The sequence below is a fragment of the Erysipelotrichaceae bacterium 66202529 genome, from assembly GCA_017161075.1.
Classification (GTDB): Bacteria; Bacillota_I; Bacilli_A; order Erysipelotrichales; family Erysipelotrichaceae; genus Clostridium_AQ.
In genome coordinates this window covers 2528726-2546131 of the sequence record CP046174.1, presented here as the reverse complement: position 1 = coordinate 2546131, position 17406 = coordinate 2528726, and the positions used below count along the sequence as shown (strand labels likewise).

At 43.6% G+C, this 17406-nt stretch carries 15 protein-coding genes; 10 read left to right on the top strand and 5 right to left on the bottom strand.

Translation table 11 applies throughout. The features are described from left to right. Nucleotides 1–2: 2 nt before the first annotated feature. The 6 genes from GKZ87_12110 (at nucleotide 3) to pheT (ending at nucleotide 8983) form a co-directional block, all read left to right on the top strand. The gene (locus GKZ87_12110) at nucleotides 3–935 is read left to right on the top strand and encodes a prepilin-type N-terminal cleavage/methylation domain-containing protein (GenBank protein ID QSI26179.1); all 933 of its coding nucleotides are present in this window, start codon (nucleotides 3–5) and stop codon (nucleotides 933–935) included. A gap of 23 nt (nucleotides 936–958) precedes the next feature. Continuing rightward, nucleotides 959–2449, top strand: a complete 1491-nt coding sequence (locus GKZ87_12105) for a prepilin-type N-terminal cleavage/methylation domain-containing protein (protein ID QSI26178.1) — start codon at nucleotides 959–961, stop codon at nucleotides 2447–2449. Nucleotides 2450–2469: 20 nt separating this feature from the next. After that, nucleotides 2470–4143 carry a type II secretion system protein GspE gene (locus GKZ87_12100; protein QSI26177.1) on the top strand — a complete coding sequence of 558 codons (1674 nt, stop codon included), beginning with the start codon at nucleotides 2470–2472 and terminating at the stop codon, nucleotides 4141–4143. An 11-nt stretch (nucleotides 4144–4154) separates the two neighbouring features. After that, nucleotides 4155–5210 (top strand): PilT/PilU family type 4a pilus ATPase, encoded by a 1056-nt coding sequence (locus GKZ87_12095; protein ID QSI27950.1) that lies wholly within the window; start codon nucleotides 4155–4157, stop codon nucleotides 5208–5210. Between the two features lie 317 nt (nucleotides 5211–5527). Continuing rightward, complete coding sequence (gene pheS / locus GKZ87_12090) at nucleotides 5528–6568, top strand: phenylalanine--tRNA ligase subunit alpha (GenBank protein ID QSI26176.1); 1041 nt, start codon at nucleotides 5528–5530, stop codon at nucleotides 6566–6568. A gap of 12 nt (nucleotides 6569–6580) precedes the next feature. Beyond that, a complete protein-coding gene (gene pheT / locus GKZ87_12085; GenBank protein ID QSI26175.1) occupies nucleotides 6581–8983 on the top strand; it encodes a phenylalanine--tRNA ligase subunit beta in 2403 nt (800 codons plus the stop codon). Nucleotides 8984–9284: 301 nt separating this feature from the next. Here the strand turns inward: pheT and GKZ87_12080 are convergent, their stop codons facing one another. The 3 genes from GKZ87_12080 to GKZ87_12070 form a co-directional block, all read right to left on the bottom strand. After that, complete coding sequence (locus tag GKZ87_12080) at nucleotides 9285–10160, bottom strand: metallophosphoesterase (GenBank protein QSI26174.1); 876 nt, start codon at nucleotides 10158–10160, stop codon at nucleotides 9285–9287. Between the two features lie 78 nt (nucleotides 10161–10238). Next, nucleotides 10239–12077, bottom strand: a complete 1839-nt coding sequence (locus tag GKZ87_12075) for an RNase J family beta-CASP ribonuclease (GenBank protein ID QSI26173.1) — start codon at nucleotides 12075–12077, stop codon at nucleotides 10239–10241. Between the two features lie 190 nt (nucleotides 12078–12267). Continuing rightward, nucleotides 12268–12822, bottom strand: a complete 555-nt coding sequence (locus tag GKZ87_12070; GenBank protein QSI26172.1) for a peptide deformylase — start codon at nucleotides 12820–12822, stop codon at nucleotides 12268–12270. A gap of 140 nt (nucleotides 12823–12962) precedes the next feature. Here GKZ87_12070 and GKZ87_12065 point away from each other — a divergent pair, with 140 nt between their 5' ends. The 3 genes from GKZ87_12065 (at nucleotide 12963) to coaD (ending at nucleotide 15369) form a co-directional block, all read left to right on the top strand. Continuing rightward, nucleotides 12963–14198 (top strand): FtsW/RodA/SpoVE family cell cycle protein, encoded by a 1236-nt coding sequence (locus GKZ87_12065; GenBank protein ID QSI26171.1) that lies wholly within the window; start codon nucleotides 12963–12965, stop codon nucleotides 14196–14198. A 137-nt stretch (nucleotides 14199–14335) separates the two neighbouring features. Continuing rightward, the gene (rsmD, locus tag GKZ87_12060) at nucleotides 14336–14896 is read left to right on the top strand and encodes a 16S rRNA (guanine(966)-N(2))-methyltransferase RsmD (GenBank protein ID QSI26170.1); all 561 of its coding nucleotides are present in this window, start codon (nucleotides 14336–14338) and stop codon (nucleotides 14894–14896) included. Then, nucleotides 14893–15369 (top strand): pantetheine-phosphate adenylyltransferase, encoded by a 477-nt coding sequence (gene coaD, locus GKZ87_12055; protein QSI26169.1) that lies wholly within the window; start codon nucleotides 14893–14895, stop codon nucleotides 15367–15369. Before rsmD ends, coaD begins: the two co-directional genes overlap by 4 nt. A gap of 186 nt (nucleotides 15370–15555) precedes the next feature. On the opposite strand, the gene GKZ87_12050 is transcribed toward coaD, so the two are convergent. Continuing rightward, on the bottom strand, nucleotides 15556–15795 hold the full coding sequence (locus GKZ87_12050; protein ID QSI26168.1) for a hypothetical protein: 240 nt from the start codon (nucleotides 15793–15795) through the stop codon (nucleotides 15556–15558). A 191-nt stretch (nucleotides 15796–15986) separates the two neighbouring features. Between GKZ87_12050 and GKZ87_12045 the strand changes: the two genes are divergently transcribed. Then, on the top strand, nucleotides 15987–16856 hold the full coding sequence (locus tag GKZ87_12045; protein QSI26167.1) for a hypothetical protein: 870 nt from the start codon (nucleotides 15987–15989) through the stop codon (nucleotides 16854–16856). 103 nt (nucleotides 16857–16959) lie between these two features. Here the strand turns inward: GKZ87_12045 and GKZ87_12040 are convergent, their stop codons facing one another. Continuing rightward, on the bottom strand, nucleotides 16960–17352 hold the full coding sequence (locus GKZ87_12040; protein ID QSI26166.1) for an HIT domain-containing protein: 393 nt from the start codon (nucleotides 17350–17352) through the stop codon (nucleotides 16960–16962). Nucleotides 17353–17406: the final 54 nt, after the last annotated feature.

Genomic DNA, 17406 nt, shown 5'->3' with positions numbered 1-17406 from the left:
AAATGAATAAAAAAGGTATGACTTTAATTGAAATGATTGCGGCATTAACAATTCTTTCCATTGCCAGTCTTACGCTTTTTGGAGGCTTTTCTGCAGTATTAAGAATTATGGGTAATTCTAGTACGGTAAAAAATAACAGTGATAGACTACTGTCTTATGCTGAAAAAACAGAGAAGGAAGATATTATAGAGAATATCCAAATAAATACAGATAAGGTAATGTATACTGTTTCTTCGGATAAGGTAAGCATACCTGTTTCAAGGGATATATCTGTGCTAAATATAAAAGGGGATAATAAAGTACATTTAAGAGTAATGGAGGAACCGGGGAATCAGGAAAAAGTAAAAGATACATCTATATATAAAGCCTTCAAAACAGAGGTTGATAAATTTTATAACTTAATAAAAAAAGCAAAGGATGATTACGTAAATATGGAAGAAGGGAATTCCTATAATGCTTCATTGAAATCGGTTCAGATTGCAATGTCCTCAAAATGGATACCGTTCCCTAAGACACTTCTTCCTAATAGCTATCGCTCGAAGCTAGGAGCACAGGATGTCTATGTTTTTCCATACTATCCGTGGGAAATTGAAAAGGGAGATAATCAGCATGATCATGGTGGTCTCATAATCATGTTAAATCAAAGGAATGCGTTAGTTGATACAAATATCGATTTTGATGATTATCTCTATATTATTTATGATTATGATAATGATCTATGGTATTATTGTGATCAAGACTCTTATAGAATCAAGGTTGTTTTTTCTTCACTGGATGGAAAAGTGCTGTATGATGTGAAGAATAACGGCTATATCAAATCTTGGGCAGATATGAAAGACATTATAAAGAATCCTAAAAACAAGTGGAAAGTACTGGATATAAATGCAGAATATAACAAAAACAATACAGATTCAATGTGGAAGAATGTGAATTGATGATAAAAAAGGAGGCGGCGAGAATGCAATTAAATAAAAAAGGTATGACATTGATTGAAGTGATTGTAGTTCTATTGCTGTCTTCTATTTTAATGGTAATTGCAGGTGGTCTGCTTTTGAATAATATGGGGTATTTTAATCAGACAGCACAAAGTAATTATGAAAAGCAGGCCGTAGATGCTATTTCATCGTATGTGAGAGGACAATTGATTTATGCAAGTGAAGTACAAATAGCAACTCAGAAACCTGATACATCTGATGACTGGCATTGGATTTCGGTGAATGATAAAAATCAGCTTGTAAAGGATGATGCTTCTGTATATAATGAAGATTTTTATAGAGGAAGAAATTTGAAAATATCTGCGAAATGCTATATTGATAATTATCGTTTAGACTTAACCTTTGCTTTTGCTGATAATGAAAAGCAGGTTTATAAAACAGCTTCTACTCTGGAGCTGGTGAATATTAAAGCAAAGGATAAAAAAGGGGAAGCTATTGTTAATACTGGTATAAAGGGCAAACAAGTTGATATATCAGACCATGATAAGGCAGAAGCAGGCTATAAAATTTATTATAAGGTAAATGGCTCATTGCAAATCGTGGATGATCCTGATTATGAATATCCGGATATCGATTATGATGATCCTACGTTTGAGGGCACCGTATATGATGAGTTAAGGTGCAGAGATCAAGCTGTTACGAAACCAGATGAGACAGGTAATAATAAGGGAACATGGCTTGCAAATTATGATTATAAACAGGGAGATTTTGTTGATTATCTGGGGGTGACCTATCGTGCTGTTAAAGATGCTAAGAATGGGAAAGACCCTTTGAATAATGAGGGAAATGCATGGAAACCGGTAAATCCTCCTTATTGGGTGGAAGGGGCCAGCTATAAAAATGAGGATGTTGTTATTTACCGAATTACAAACACCTATTATCAAGCAAAAGAGGATATCAATAATAGTAATAATTCTCCTGATAATGATAAGAATAAATGGCATAAACTAAGTAGTACGGAATTGAAAGTGATTATAGAGGAACATAAGAGTAAAGATTTTTGTGAAGTAGATAATGACCAGGAAGGCAATTGGACTGTTGGTGGGGAAAAAGCAAGATGTTCAGGACCAGAAAAGCAATGGAATGCAGGACAGGTTATAGAGCCCGGAGATTATGTTGAGGATACAAAAACTCCAGGTCAGTGGTATCGCTATGTTTATACAACTCCTTTGCAACCTGATGCACAGGCTGATAACGGATGGGCGCCAGGAGGTACAGCTAGAAATTACTGGAAGAAAATTGATGAAGCTTGGAATACAAATGGAACGTATTTTAAAGGTGATATAATATCATATACAGTAAATGGTAAAAAATTATTTTATCAGGCACTTCAGCGAATAGATGGTATATGGGTTCCTTCAACTGCAAACTCAGGATGGTCTAAAGGGTATGAAAGTATAGAAGAATTATTACAAAATACAAAAGTCTCTGTAACATGTCAAAGTTACAGTTAAAATCAAAAGGATGTGAAGATATGAAAAACATACCAATAGGTGAAGTGCTGAAGGAATACGGCTATATCAATGAAGAACAGCTGCAGCGGGCACTGGCAGAACAGAAAAAGGATCGATCCAAACGCCTTGGTCAGCATTTGATTGATTTGGGATTCATCAGCGAAAACCAGATGCTGAAAGCACTCAGTGATAAGCTGAATGAGCCAATGGTCGATCTGAACGAAGAAAAAATAGAAGTAGATGCTGTCGCGAAAATACCAAAAACACTGGCACAGAAATATAACCTGATTGCAATCAGTGAAAACAATGGGCGGCTGACGATTGTCACAAGTGATCCGCTGAATTTCTACGGTATTGAGGATGTTCGTCTGGTAACCGGCATGAATATCTCCGTCTGCCTGTGTGAGAAAGCCGCAATAGATCGCGCCATTGACTATTACTATGCGGAAATCAAGGCCCGGGAAGCTGCCAGCGTTGCAAACGAGAATGTTGTTTCCTTTGAATTTAACGAAACGGAGCTATACAACTCAGAAGAGGATGATACGCCGGTAGTCAAGCTGTTTAACAGCCTTTTAACAAGAGGATACAATGCAAACGCCAGTGACATTCATATAGAACCATTTGAAGATAAAACGATGGTGCGTATGCGTATCGATGGGATGATCGTTGACTATGTGCAGCTTGCCAAGAATCTGCATCAGTCACTGATCGTGCGAATCAAAATTGTCAGTAATATGGACATTGCAGAAAAACGTGTTCCACAGGATGGCCACTTTCTGACTACCATCGAAGGAATCCGTATGAATCTTCGTGTTTCTGTAATTCCGACTGTATATGGTGAGAAAGCTGTTCTGCGTTTTCTGAACAGCAATACGCCGATATTAAACGAACGTCAGTATGGTATGAATGCGGATAATTATGCGAAAATGTGCCGTATGATGGAGATGCCCCATGGCATTATCTACATTACAGGGCCTACCGGAAGCGGAAAGACTACGACCCTGTATATGATTCTGGAGACCCTGGCAAAACGTCAGGTGAACATCTCCACGATTGAAGATCCGGTTGAGAAAAATATTGAACGCGTGAATCAGATGCAGATCAATACGATGGCTGGTTTGACCTTTGAACGTGGTCTGCGTGCCTTACTGCGACAGGATCCGGACATAATTTTAGTAGGAGAGACGCGTGATGCCGAAACAGCATCCATCTCTGTACGTGCTGCCATTACCGGGCATCTGGTATTAAGCTCTCTGCATACCAATGATGCCATCAGCTCTATTGTACGTCTGGAGGATATGGGAATCGAGCCATACATGATCGCCAACTCTCTGGTGGGAAGTGTATCGCAGCGTCTAGTGCGTACGATCTGCCCGCATTGCAGGGAAAAAATGAAAACAACAGAAATGGAACGCCAGGTACTGGGAAGCGATGTGGAATATGTATATCGCGGTGCAGGCTGCCACCATTGTAATCAGACAGGGTATAAAGGCAGAACGGCTGTGCATGAAATTATTCTGATTGATAAGGAAATGCGTAAAATGATTTCCGCTCACCGTGATATTGATGAAATTTATGCCTATGTAAAGAAATCACAGAACCTCCACACACTGAAGGATGAGGCTGTGGAACTTGTACTCAATGGACAGACAACCATGGATGAGCTATATAAAATCACAGCATACAGCGATTAGGAGGTGTGATGATGAATGAATTACTGGAACGGATGATTGCCTATGCCAGAGAGCACGGCTGCAGCGATATCCATCTGAATGTCGGAGGCCCCGCCATGATCCGGACAAATGGAAGGTTAAGCGAATATCCGGCTTTTATCAATGATACACAAACCACAGAAATGATTTTATCCATGGTCGATGAGCGGCTGATGGAGGAATTCAAGCAGGGAAGGGATCTGGACTTCACATATGTCAGCCGCGGAGAAAACCGCCAGAGGGTAAATGTGTACCGCCAGCAGGATAAGCTGTGTGCAGCCATACGTATTATCAACAATACCATTCTGACACTGGATGAGCTTATGATGCCGGATATTCTAAAGCAGCTGGCGATGGAGCCGCGTGGTCTTGTATTGGTAACAGGCCCTACCGGAAGCGGTAAATCAACAACCCTGGCTGCTGTTATGGATTATATCAATGAACGAAGAAACTGTCATATCTTAACCATTGAGGATCCGGTGGAATATGTGTATCAGCGCAAGCAGGCTCTCATCCATCAGCGGGAAATCGGCAGAGATGTGGATAGCTTTGATACGGCGCTGCGCAGTGCCATGCGTGAGGATCCCGATGTTATTCTGGTTGGCGAGATGCGCGATTATGAAACCATTGCGGCAGTAGTAACACTGGCAGAAACCGGTCATCTGGTATTCTCCACCCTGCATACGATTGGTGCTGCAAAAACGATAGACCGTATCATTGACGTATTCCCACCACACCGTCAGGAACAGATCCGCATGCAGGTATCCGGTATATTAAAAGCCGTCATTACCCAGCAGCTGCTTCCAAAAAGTGATGCCAGCGGGCGTGTTGCGGCTTTGGAGGTTATGATTGGGACCGATGCCATCAGCAGTATGATCCGTGAAAATAAGGTGCATCAAATCAATTCCATCATCCAGACAGGCATGCGGGAAGGGATGCAGTCCTTGAATTTTGCACTGGCACGCCTGGTGCGAAACGGTATGGTTTCCAGAGATACCGCGGAAAAATACAGCGATGATCCGCAGGAATTAAAGCAGTATCTGTTATAAAGCATACAACAGAAGAGGCAGAAAAAAGCCAAAATCAGGCTTGTAAACAATGCTTAATTTTTGTATAATAATAAAAGAAAACGTTGAGCAGGAGTAGTAATCTGGAAACCGCAGGACAGGGAGAGCTGATGACACACTGAGAGTCAGCATACTGCAGGGCCTTATGAATTCACCTGTGAGTGGGTTTAATACACCCCCGTTCCATGACGGTTATCCATGACAGAAAGTAAGTGTGTCGCAAGACGAAGCAGGATGGTACCGCCCGCCAGGGTTCCTGTGTCTTGTGGCTTTTTTTATAAGCAGAAAGGAAGTTGAATATGGAAAAGCTTACGAGCATTAAAGAAGAAGGTCTTACAAACATTGAAGCATGTGAAGATCTTGCTCAGCTGCAGCAGCTTCGGGTGCTGTATCTGGGGAAAAAGGGGCCGATTCAGGAAGTTATGAAATCCATGAAGGAATTGCCTAAGGAGGAACGTCCGGCATTTGGTCAGCAGGTGAATGAGGTAAAGGCCCTGCTTGCGAATGCTATTGAACAGCGTAAGACAGTATTGGAAGTTCTGGAGATGGATAAGAAAATTGAGGATGAAAAAATTGATATTACCTTATCCGGTCAGAAGCCGAAGCTGGGAAACGCGCATCCCCTGATGATTATCCAGCAGGAGATGGAGGATCTGTTTATCGGACTTGGCTATACCGTGGAGGAAGGCCCGGAAGTGGAAATGGATCTTTACAACTTTGAACGTGCAAATATACCAAAGGATCATCCTGCCCGTGACATGCAGGATACCTTCTACATAAACGCAGAGGAGCTACTGCGGACACATACAACGGCAATTCAGACCCGCCAGCTGGAGAAATTTGCGCAGGAGGGTAAGGAGCTAATCAAGGTTATCTGTCCGGGGAAGGTATATCGCCGCGATGATGATGATGCGACCCATTCCCATCAGTTTATGCAATGTGAGGGACTGGTTGTCGGAGAAAATATCACCCTGTCAGATTTAAAGGGAACTTTGCAGTTTCTGGCACAGAAAATGTTCGGAGAGGAACGTGTGATACGTTTCCGTCCAAGCTATTTCCAGTTTACAGAGCCAAGTGTTGAGGTTGATGTCAGCTGTCATGTGTGTGGCGGCAAGGGCTGTCCGGTTTGTAAGGGTACCGGATGGATTGAAATTCTGGGAGCCGGAATGGTACATCCAAATGTTCTCTCCATGGCAGGCTATGACGCCGATAAGCTGAGCGGCTTTGCGTTTGGTATCGGTATTGAGCGTGTGGCCATGCTGAAATACGGAATCACGGATATCCGTAATTTCTATACAAATGACATTCGGTTCCTGAAAACGTTCAACCGGTTCGAGTAGGAGGAAGCAGATATGAAGATAAGTAAAAAATGGCTGAGCCAGTATATGGATATATCCGATTTGAGTATTGAAGAAATCGCGGATAAAATCACTTCTGCCGGTCTTGAGGTGGAAGGAATAGAAAAAATGAGCCAGGGAAGCAATCTGGTAATCGGCAAGGTGCTGACCTGTGAGGATCATCCGGACTCTGACCATCTGCATGTATGCCAGGTGGATCTTGGTGAAAGGACAGAGCAGATCGTATGCGGAGCACCAAATGTTGCGGCAGGACAGAAGGTCATTGTAGCACGCGTTGGAGCTAAGCTTCCCGATGGGGAAATCAAGGCGGGTGTGATCCGCGGACAGGCATCCAATGGTATGATTTGTTCTTTACTGGAGCTGGGAGTAGATCCGCATCAGTTAAGCGAGGAAAGCAAAAACGGCATCGAGGTGCTGGATGAAGCTGCACCGGTTGGAAATGAAAATCCACTCGCGTATCTTGGCTTCGACGATGAAATTCTCGATGTCGGACTGACACCGAATCGTAACGACTGCATGGCAGCCTGGTCTATGGCATTGGAAACAGGGGCTATTCTGCATAAAGAGGTCAGTCTTCCTTACGTGGAAGGAAGTGCAAACACCGGAGGTAAAAGCAGACTGATCGTTCAGAGTGAAACAGAGAAATGTCCACTCTTTCTTGGTAAGGTGATCAATTCAGTAACAATCAAGCCTTCTCCGAAATGGATGCGTGAGCTGTTAATGGCTGCCGGGATGAAGTCAATCAACAATGTCGTCGATATTAGTAATATCGTAATGCTGGAAACCGGACAGCCGCTGCATTTCTATGACATCGACGCCATTCCGGCACAGGAAATCACGGTGAAGGATCAGCAGCACTTTAATTATACAGCACTGGATGGGGAAACCTATCACATCCTGGAGGATGATATTGTCATTACCACTGAGGGCAAGCCGATCGGTATTGCCGGCATTATGGGCGGGGATGATTCCAAAATCGAAGCTACAACAAAAGGCATCATCATCGAGGCAGCAATCTTCAACCATGTGGCAATCCGTAATACTAGCCGTCGTTTGAATCTGGGAACCGATGCCAGTGTCCGCTATCAGAAGGGCATTGAACCAATGGCTACCTACAAAGCGATGGATCGTGCCGTACAGCTGCTGGTGGAATACGCGGATGCGAACGGACTGGAAGAAACGAAGCAGTATGGCAGCAATTCCTATACACCGGTGGAATTCGATGTAAATCTGGAGCGGATCAATATCCTTTTGGGAACGGATTTTCAGGAGGATGAGGTCATAAAGGTGCTGGATGATTTACATCTGGAGCCGGTGAAAAACAATGCGGATATTCATGTGAAGATTCCAAGCTATCGTATGGATTTGGCGATAGAAGCAGACATTGCAGAGGAAATTATCCGTATCCTTGGATATGACCGTCTGCCAAGCACAATGCCGAAAATGCCTTCCACAGTCGGTGCGCTAAACCGCCGTCAGCAGCTGAGAAGAAAATACAGGAGTATGCTGTCCGACTTGGGATATAATGAAGCGGTTACCTATTCTCTAGTTTCTCAGAAGGAAATAGAGGATGCGGTAATGCCGCAGAAGGACATTGTTGAACTGGCTGCGCCAATGAGTGAGGATCATAAATATGTCCGCGATTCCATTCTGCCAAGCCTGCTGGAATGTGTTGCGTATAATCAGGCTCGTTCCATAAAGGATATTGCATTGTTTGAAATCAGCAATGTATACGGCAAGGGGCATGTCGAGGAGCGACTGGCTGTTGCGGCAAGCGGAGCATTACAGGAAAACCGGTGGCAGAATTATCGTGTAGAGGTTGATTTCTATACGATGAAGGGTCTTGTTGAAGCCCTTTTAGACAGCATCGGCTATCATGGCAGCCGTGTAGTATGCAAGGAAAATCATACCGATACAAAGCATTTCCATCCATACCGCAGTGCTGAGGTCTATCTGGGCAGAGAGCTGCTTGGACTCATCGGACAGATTCATCCAAAAATGGCCCAGGACTATGATATTGCAGAAACAGTGGCTCTGGAGATCAATCTGGAGGTGCTGTTGAGGAATAAGCCGCAAAAGGTAAAATTCAGTGAAGTCAGCAAATATCCATCCATCAGCCGTGACCTTGCCTTTGTCGTTAAGGATGAGGTTAAGGTTGGTGATATCATCACTAGCATTAAGAAAAACGGCAAGCTGCATAAGGAAAACATCATTCAAAACGTAGAGGTGTTTGATGTATATACCGGTGAGCATGTGGAGAAGGGAAGCAAATCCATTGCATTGCGTATTGTCTTCCAATCTGCAGAGCGCACGTTGAAGGATGCGGATATCAATGAAATTCACAACAAGATTCTGGAAACACTGGAAAAGGATTTACACGCACAGCTGCGTGCCTAACCACAAACACAGATAACATATCCATTAACAAAAGGGATGGCTGACACCATCCTTTTTATGATTTCTGTGACCTGTATTGTTATATCACATGTGGATAGGTAAAACAGCATGAAAAAAACGTGTATAGGATGTTTTGTTCTTTCTTGACTCTGGTTATACGGGAATCGTGAGCTACAAAAGAATCGAGGGGTATCAAACCCTTTGAATGTCATTTCCTTTTTGTACCTTAACATGAAAACAACCTGATGCTTCCTTTGTCTTTTTATTTTACACTGGACGGCGATAAAAAAACTGACTGCTGTCAGTTCTTTGCGGCTTCATGCTGAAGTCGAAATATCAGAATTTGCGGAGGAGCCATCAGACGCATATCAATATCCTTGGTGCCCAGACCGTTGGATACATAAAGACTTGTACCATTGATATCATAGGAACCATGGTTATAGGTGGCTGCACCATCCATCGTATGCAGCGGCCCAAGTACCGGCAGATAAATCTGTCCGCCCAGGGAATGTCCTGCAATAATAAGATTGAGATACTGTGTATTGATACCGCTTGTTTTCACAATATCGGGACAGTGTGTAAGCAGAATGTTGAATTCATCCTTACTGACCTTTTTCATCGCCTTATCCGGCTGTGGATCTCCATTCAGCATATTGTTAAGCCCAATCAATGAGATGCTGGAATCACCCTTGTTTCTAAGGCGAATACTCGTATCACTCAAAATTTCAAAATCACTGTCATATAAAATCTGAGAAACGATGCTCTTTGTCTTGTCATTCGCCAAGTCCTCATCACCGAGCACCGCAAACTTACCTAGCGGGGCATCAATGCTTTTCAGGATGGTCGTCAGATCCTTACTCATTTGCGAATCCGGAGCCTTTGTTTGCGGATTGGAAAACATATCACCGCCGAAGATCACTACATCTGCTCCTACGGTATTGAGCTTACCGATCATACTGCTCAAACGCTCTTTATTCATATATTCATTGTATTTAATATCGCTGACAAATGCGATTTTTAAATCATTCATATCTTCTGGTATCTTACTGGAGGAAATCGTCTGGTAGTTGAGGTTGACGCGATCTACCGAAATATAGATAGAGTAGAAAAAAACGCCGGCGACGATCAAAGCCAGAAGTATCAGGACAGAAACGATTTTAAGTAGTTTTTTTACCATTACTGACACCTCATATTCTTTACTATTCTATCATAAAACAGCAGGCATTACCATAAAAAAAGACAGTCGTTTGACTGTCTAGGATTGTGCGTTTTGCGGTTCCTTCTTTTTCATTGGACGTTTTGTCTGTCTGGCAGCTCTCGCCTGTGCCATGGCAGCCATTGCCGTTTTGGAATTGATGATAACCGGAATGACGATCGGATTACGGTGCGTCTTATTGTACAGGAACGGCTCCAGTGTGGAGCGTACGCAGTTTTTCAGCTCGGAGAAGGTTGTCCGTTCTTTCATCTTTTCGTTTAAAGCAGCGTATACGATCTGTTCTGCTTCCCGCAGCAATCCCTGGGAATCCTTGATAAAGACAAAGCCTCGGGATACGATCACCGGCTTGCACAGCACCTTGTTTTCCTTGGAATCAATAGCGATGATGGCGGCAACCAGACCGTTGTCTGCCAGAATGGTACGATCCTTTAATACCGCTGTGGAAACACCGCTGATGTCGTTTCCATCCACATAGATGTCATCCGCCTGAATACGGAAGCTGCTTTCAAACACTTGGTGATTGCGCAGGATCAGTACATCCCCGTTTGCACAGGTGAAGATGTGGTCATCCGCAAGCCCGGTTTCCTTACCGGTCTCCTTATGCTGTACCAGCATTTTGTATTCACCATGGATCGGCATGAAATATTTTGGCTTAATCAGCTGCAGCATGAGCTTTTGTTCCTCCTGGGAGGCATGTCCTGTGGTATGCAGGTTACTCAAAATGGATTTGGTCAAAACATTGGCACCGGCACGAAACAGCTTATTGACAACCTGGTTGACACTGGCTCCATTGCCTGGAATCGGACTGGAGGAGAACACCACGGTATCTCCCGGTATCAGCTTGATGTAACGGTGCGTTCCGTTCGCAATACGGGACAGGGCAGCCAGCGGCTCTCCCTGACTTCCAGTACAAACGATACAGGTCTTATTCGCAGGTGTGCGGGACAGCTGATCCGGACTGAGGAAATGCTGCTCGCCGACCTTGATTTTGCCCATTTTGCGCCCGATGGTAACCACGTTTTCCATACTGCGCCCGAAAATAATAACCTTCCTGCCGCAGGCAACGGCAGCCTCCAGAATCTGGGAAACCCGGTATACGTTGGAAGCAAAGGTTGCGACGATCAGACGACCGTTCGTTTTCTTCATTGTATCCAGGATTTCAGCCGCTACCTTTTTCTCGGAAATAGAGAAATCCTCTACACCGGAATTGGTGGAATCACTCAGCAGCAGGTCAACACCGATCTGTCCCATATAAGCCATGACCTGATAATCGGAATTGGTTCCTACCGGGGTAAGGTCAAATTTGAAGTCACCGGTATGAACGATACGTCCGTTCGGTGTATTGATTAAAATTCCCAGTGAATCAGGAATAGAATGCGTTGTATTAAAGAATCCGCAGGTAAAGTGCTGCATTTTAACAGAGCTGCGATCATTGATTTCAATGATTTTCACACTGCGCAGCATTCTGCGCTCCTCCAGCTTCTTGTTAATCAGTGCCACCGCAAAGGCAGGGGCATAGATTGCCTCGATATCCACACTCTTTAACAAAAAGGGGATACCACCGATGTGATCTTCATGTCCGTGGGTAATGACAAGAATTTTTCTTTTTCGGTTGTTTTTTACCAGATAGTTGTAATCCGGTATGACATAATCAACACCGAGAAGGTTTTCCTCAGGAAAACGAACACCAGAATCGATAATCAGTATCTCGTTCTCGTGTTCAAAGCAGTACATATTTTTACCGACTTCGCCCAGACCACCCATAGCATAGATGAGTGTATCTCCGCGTTCCGTACTTATTTTATTATAACTGTTCTTTGTAGTCTCCTGATTGTTTCTCGGTGCAGTACTTCTATTATTACGATGATTGTTATTCATAAATAACTCCTTTCTTACATATCAAAAATGAATCTGCACCTGATATCTTTTACTATTATAGCATACCCAGAGGCATGGTGCATAATACTTTGAAAAAATAAACGTGTTTTCCTGGTGATTCCCCTATGTAAGCGCGTATCATTTCTCAAAATCGGCGCTTCAGCCATAAGAAAATGCTCATTTCTGAGCATTATTCAATGACGATTGCGTTTGGATCCTCCCGCCATGGATCCTGTTTGTTTATGCGGTCATAAAACAACGTTCCTGAAAAATGGTCGATTTCATGCTGAAGGACAATGGCAAGATAGTTCTTCGCCTTGATTGTGATTTCCTGCTTTTGCAGAAGGTCATAGCCCTTTACTGTTATACGTGCAGCTCTTGGCACGATCCCTTCATGCTCCTTCTCAACAGACAGACAGCCCTCTCCGTTTTTCAGATAGGCGCGCTGTACTGATTCTGAAATGATACGCGGATTGACGAGCGCATATTCATCAATATCCTCATCATTGGGCACCACAACAGCCAGCATCCGCTTTGCCACACCAAGCTGTATGGCAGCGATTCCCACTGCAGGGCGCAGGTTATTCGCCTCAGCTAGCTCTGCATCCTGAGAATCCCGGACGTAGCTGAGCATGTCCATCAGCAGTGCTTCATCCTCAGCAGTGAGGGGAAGCTTTACGACTTCACTTTTCGTACGAACGATTGCATCTGTATCCTTTACAATATCATCATAGTTCAAACTCATATGCAAACTCCTTTTCTTACCATACTATTTTAAACGCTTTTCTTCGAGAATGGAAGTGTTTTGCGAAATTATTGTGAAAAAACATGGAATCTATGATATTATAAAAGATACATGAGAAATGAAAAAGGAGAGGAATGCGCATGCGAATAAAAAATATTGTATTGACATTGAAAATGCCGAAAAAATTTGATTTTCTGATGCAGTTTGCGGTGCTGATTCTGATCCTGTTCGGTACCCTGATGATCGTATCCACCAATGTCGGAAATACGACAAAGGATCCCTATATCATCCCTAAGGTTCTGGCGAAGCAGCTGTTTTTCATCGTCATATCCTATGCGCTGATGACCTTTTTTGCGAATAACTTTACGATGAAGCGGGCGCAGAAGCTGTTTCCGATTTTTGGAATCGGCATCATCATCGCTCTGTTTTCCACCCAGTTTTTTAAAGGTGTTCTCGGAAGCAAGGCATGGATCCGTATTCCGGTGCCTGGTCTGGGAGAAATGACGATTCAGCCCTCTGAGTTCGCAAAGGTTTATATGGTTGTTGTCATGGCGGTGTTTGTGGAGCTGACTGCTCGCAAGCGGAAGTTTAAATTTTGGACGATTGTCCGGATTCCCGTATATTTCTTTCTGGTGATAGCAGCGGCGATTCTGCTTCAAAAGGATCTTGGAACCCTCTTTGTACTGATTTTGCTTTGTGCTATCTGCTTTCTGATTCCTTCGCACAGCAGCTTGCGGAAGCAGCAGCGCTGGGTACGGCTGGGGCTTGTGGTCGGCTGTATCAGTATCGTATTTATCATGAGTGAGCCGGTTATCAATTTCTTGAACAATATCGGGCCCTTGCAGCACGTTGCGGTGCGTATTGAAAATGCCTTAAACCCGTTCACAGACCCGCATAACAACGGATATCAGCTGATCAACGGTCTGTATGGCTTCGCACGCAGTGGCTTCACCGGTGTGGGACTGGGTAATTCCATTCAAAAGTACGGCTATCTGACACAGTCGGATAATGACTTTATTCTTTCCATTATTGTAGAGGAGCTTGGAATATTCGGCCTTTTAATTGTCATTCTGGGCTATGTGATCATTTTGCAGCGTTTGTTTTACTATGCATTTCACACAAAGAGTGAGGGATATAAAATCATTCTGGTTGGTACTGCTATGTACATCTTCATCCACTTTACATTAAATGTCGGAGGAATTAGTGGTCTGATTCCGCTGACTGGTGTTCCACTGCTGTTTATATCGAGCGGCGGCTCCTCGCTGATGTCCATCATGACGGCAATCGGTATTTCCCAGTCGGTAATCGCAAGAATTCGCAGACAGGGCAGCGTGGCCGTCAGTGCTGCGACAAAAGCACAAATCCCGAATAAATAAAAAAGAGCCCTAAGGGGTAAAGGGCTCTTTAAGAAAGGGAAGAGGAGAAACAAAGATTGGGGGGTAACAGCCGTTTTACCGGCTGCACTATTATACTTCCCGTATCCATTTGCTTTATACATAAGGAGTTGAAAAAAATGAGAATTGTTGCAGGGGAATTTCGATCCCGTGTGATTTCGGCTGTCGAAGGCAATAACACACGGCCTACAACGGATAAAATAAAGGGTGCCATATTTTCCCGCATCGGCCCTTATTTTGAAGGAGGGAGTATGCTGGATTTGTTCGGCGGAAGCGGCAACATGTCACTGGAGGCGATTTCCCGCGGCATGGAGCATGCTCTGATTAGTGATGTCAGCTATTCCGCTATTTCCACGATTCGCAAAAATGTGAAGGTGCTGGGCGTTGAGAACCGCGTGACGATATGGAAGATGGATTACCGTCAGGTGCTGGAGCAGGCTTCAAGGAGTGAACAGACCTTTGATCTGGTGTATATAGATCCTCCTTATAAGAAGCAGCAGATTCTCTGGATCCTGCAGTATCTGGATGCACATGATATGGTGAAGGAGCAGGGCGATATCGTGTGCGAAAGCCTGAAGGAGGATGAATTCCCGGAGCAGGTCGGTGCCTTGCATAAGGTTAAGGATGTCACCTATGGCATTACCCGTATAACCTATTATCGAAAGGAGCTGACAGAATGAAAACAGCTATTTTTCCAGGCAGCTTCGATCCGGTAACGCTGGGACATCTGGATATCATTGAGCGTTCCAGCAGGCTGTTTGACCGGCTGGTTGTGGTGATTTTGGAAAATTCCGATAAGCATGCCACCTTTTCCATAGAGGAGCGTCTGGCATTCTTGAAGGCCAATACTGCTCATTTGCCAAATGTCGAGGCTGCAGTGGATCATGGATTGACTGTGGATTTTGCACGCCATAAGAAGGCCTGTGCCATCGTACGCGGTGTGAGAAGCGTAAAGGATTATGAGTATGAGCTGGATATTGCCAGCGTTAACCAGCATATTGCTCCGGATGTGGAAACGGTACTGCTCTATGCGTCGCCGAAATATTCCTATGTATCCAGCTCCATCATACGGGAGCTGGTAAAATACGATCAGGATATCACCGCCTATGTCCCAGATGATGTATGTGCGGCATTTGCACAAAGGAAAAAATAGGAACATTTCAGGCTGTGCAGCTTTCTGTCTGCAGCATGCAGTCACAGGTACGCACGTACGATATACAGCATCAAATAATTATTTCTCCGCATATGCACAGGTATCCTGATAAAAAATCAGACGTTCCTTTATCATCTAAGAATGATACGTAGGAAAAGCAGGTAATTCAACATCGCCTGTTTTTTTTCAGTAATTCTCTTCACTGCACTCTTTTTCATTATCCAATACAGCTGTTTCCGGAATGTAATATGTGAAGCAGCTTGCATCATGTTTTTGCTTATATTCCTTTCTGTGGGTCATAAACCGCCATAATAAAAGTACTGATCTGGCGGCTTCCACAAAGAGAAGCAGGATGGTTAACTGACACAGCGCTTTTATAAAGCCTCTGGTCACTATTTTACGAAAGATCGCCAGCAGATACAGCAAAAAGATATAGATAAATATAGAACTACTGATATAGCGGTATTTCCTTTTATGTACCCATATTTATCTGTTTTTTTCAGCATGTGAATAGGCGTTTATTCTTCAAATTGTAAGGAAATTTTCAGATGGGGCACATAGTATTTCATAGAAAAGCATGGTATAATAACAAGGATATTGCAGAAAGGATGAACCGTATGAGTTCGATGCATTTTCAGCCGCCGAGTCGGGATGCGGTTAAAAATAAATTTATCACCTCCATGAGTATGCTGCTTATTGTTATCAGCCTGTATGTCACCTGCTATATGCTGTTCTTCCGTACGGTGGAGGTTGACGTTACCCGCGATGCCGGTATTGAATATCGCGGAGAGGATGGTTCCGCAAGTGTGCGTGTAATCAACCGGAATCAGAATTACAATCAGCGGATTCAGGAATTCATGGACTCCATCACCTATGAGGTAACACCTGCCAAAAGGCTGAAAAACAATGATGTGCTGACCATAACCGCAAAGTATGATGAAACACTTGCCAGCCGCTATCATGTGAATCCTGTTGCGGTCACCCGCAAGGTAACGGTTGAAAATCTTCCGGAGCGGTTTGCGGATGTAAGCGAAATACCGGCTTCCTTTCTGAAGAAGCTGGATGAGCGTACGAAAAGCTATCTCAATAAGAATATGGATCAGATTCTGGATGAGGATTTCACATCCTTCTTTATCCGCTCAGAAGTGGAGCTGGTGGATCAGAAGCAGATATACCGTGTATTTCTGGATGGTAAAAAATCGAGTGCAAAGGATAAAATCATTGATATTTATGCCATAACGGCAAAGGGAGAGGTCAATACCTCCAGTAAAAAGGAAACATTGAAGGTGAAGGAAGATACCATTTATTATATGATTACGTATAATGAAATCAATACGTCCCTCAGCATACTGGATGAAAACGTATATGGGGAAAAGCTGATCATCAATGACGCTCTGGACATGAATAAAGAAAATCAGTTTATTGACTTTATGAAAAGCAAATATAAAAGCATGTATGAGCTGCATATTATGAAGTCGTCTGTATAATTGCTTCCGTAGTAAAACAGAATGATAAAAAAGACTTATTCCTACAGATCCATTTTGTTCTGTAGGACAATAAGTCTTTTTCTGCTTTCGTGAAATGTAATGGTTATCGAAGCAAGGCTGCAACCTCATCCAAATCCACCGGAGCGCTTTCGTCAAACCGGATTACACAGGCATCCTGTTCACTGTAGCGGGGAATCAGATGGACGTGGAAATGCATGACGCTCTGTCCGGCTGCTTCATTGATATTGCTTAGAATATTCATTCCCGCTGCATGGGTGCGTTCCATAATGCGTACAGAGAGCATCTGGGCGACCTCCATGACATGCTTCATCAGTTCCGCATCACAGCTCATGAAGCTTTCTGTATGCTGCTTGGGAATCACCAGTGTGTGCCCTTTGGTCACCTGTGAAATATCGAGTATGGCAATTACGGTATCATCCTCATAAATACGGCTGGAGGGGATTTCCCCGTTCACAATACTGCAGAAAATACACATAAATATCCTTCCTTTCCTTTTCCCGTATTATATCAGAAACAAGGAAAAAGAAAA

Coding starts and splice junctions, on each gene's coding strand:
- GKZ87_12110 (QSI26179.1), top strand. CDS start 3: ATGAATAAAAAAGGTATGACTTTAATTGAAATGATTGCGGCATTAACA.
- GKZ87_12105 (QSI26178.1), top strand. CDS start 959: ATGCAATTAAATAAAAAAGGTATGACATTGATTGAAGTGATTGTAGTT.
- GKZ87_12100 (QSI26177.1), top strand. CDS start 2,470: ATGAAAAACATACCAATAGGTGAAGTGCTGAAGGAATACGGCTATATC.
- GKZ87_12095 (QSI27950.1), top strand. CDS start 4,155: ATGAATGAATTACTGGAACGGATGATTGCCTATGCCAGAGAGCACGGC.
- pheS (QSI26176.1), top strand. CDS start 5,528: ATGGAAAAGCTTACGAGCATTAAAGAAGAAGGTCTTACAAACATTGAA.
- pheT (QSI26175.1), top strand. CDS start 6,581: ATGAAGATAAGTAAAAAATGGCTGAGCCAGTATATGGATATATCCGAT.
- GKZ87_12080 (QSI26174.1), bottom strand. CDS start 10,160: ATGGTAAAAAAACTACTTAAAATCGTTTCTGTCCTGATACTTCTGGCT.
- GKZ87_12075 (QSI26173.1), bottom strand. CDS start 12,077: ATGAATAACAATCATCGTAATAATAGAAGTACTGCACCGAGAAACAAT.
- GKZ87_12070 (QSI26172.1), bottom strand. CDS start 12,822: ATGAGTTTGAACTATGATGATATTGTAAAGGATACAGATGCAATCGTT.
- GKZ87_12065 (QSI26171.1), top strand. CDS start 12,963: ATGCGAATAAAAAATATTGTATTGACATTGAAAATGCCGAAAAAATTT.
- rsmD (QSI26170.1), top strand. CDS start 14,336: ATGAGAATTGTTGCAGGGGAATTTCGATCCCGTGTGATTTCGGCTGTC.
- coaD (QSI26169.1), top strand. CDS start 14,893: ATGAAAACAGCTATTTTTCCAGGCAGCTTCGATCCGGTAACGCTGGGA.
- GKZ87_12045 (QSI26167.1), top strand. CDS start 15,987: ATGAGTTCGATGCATTTTCAGCCGCCGAGTCGGGATGCGGTTAAAAAT.
- GKZ87_12040 (QSI26166.1), bottom strand. CDS start 17,352: ATGTGTATTTTCTGCAGTATTGTGAACGGGGAAATCCCCTCCAGCCGT.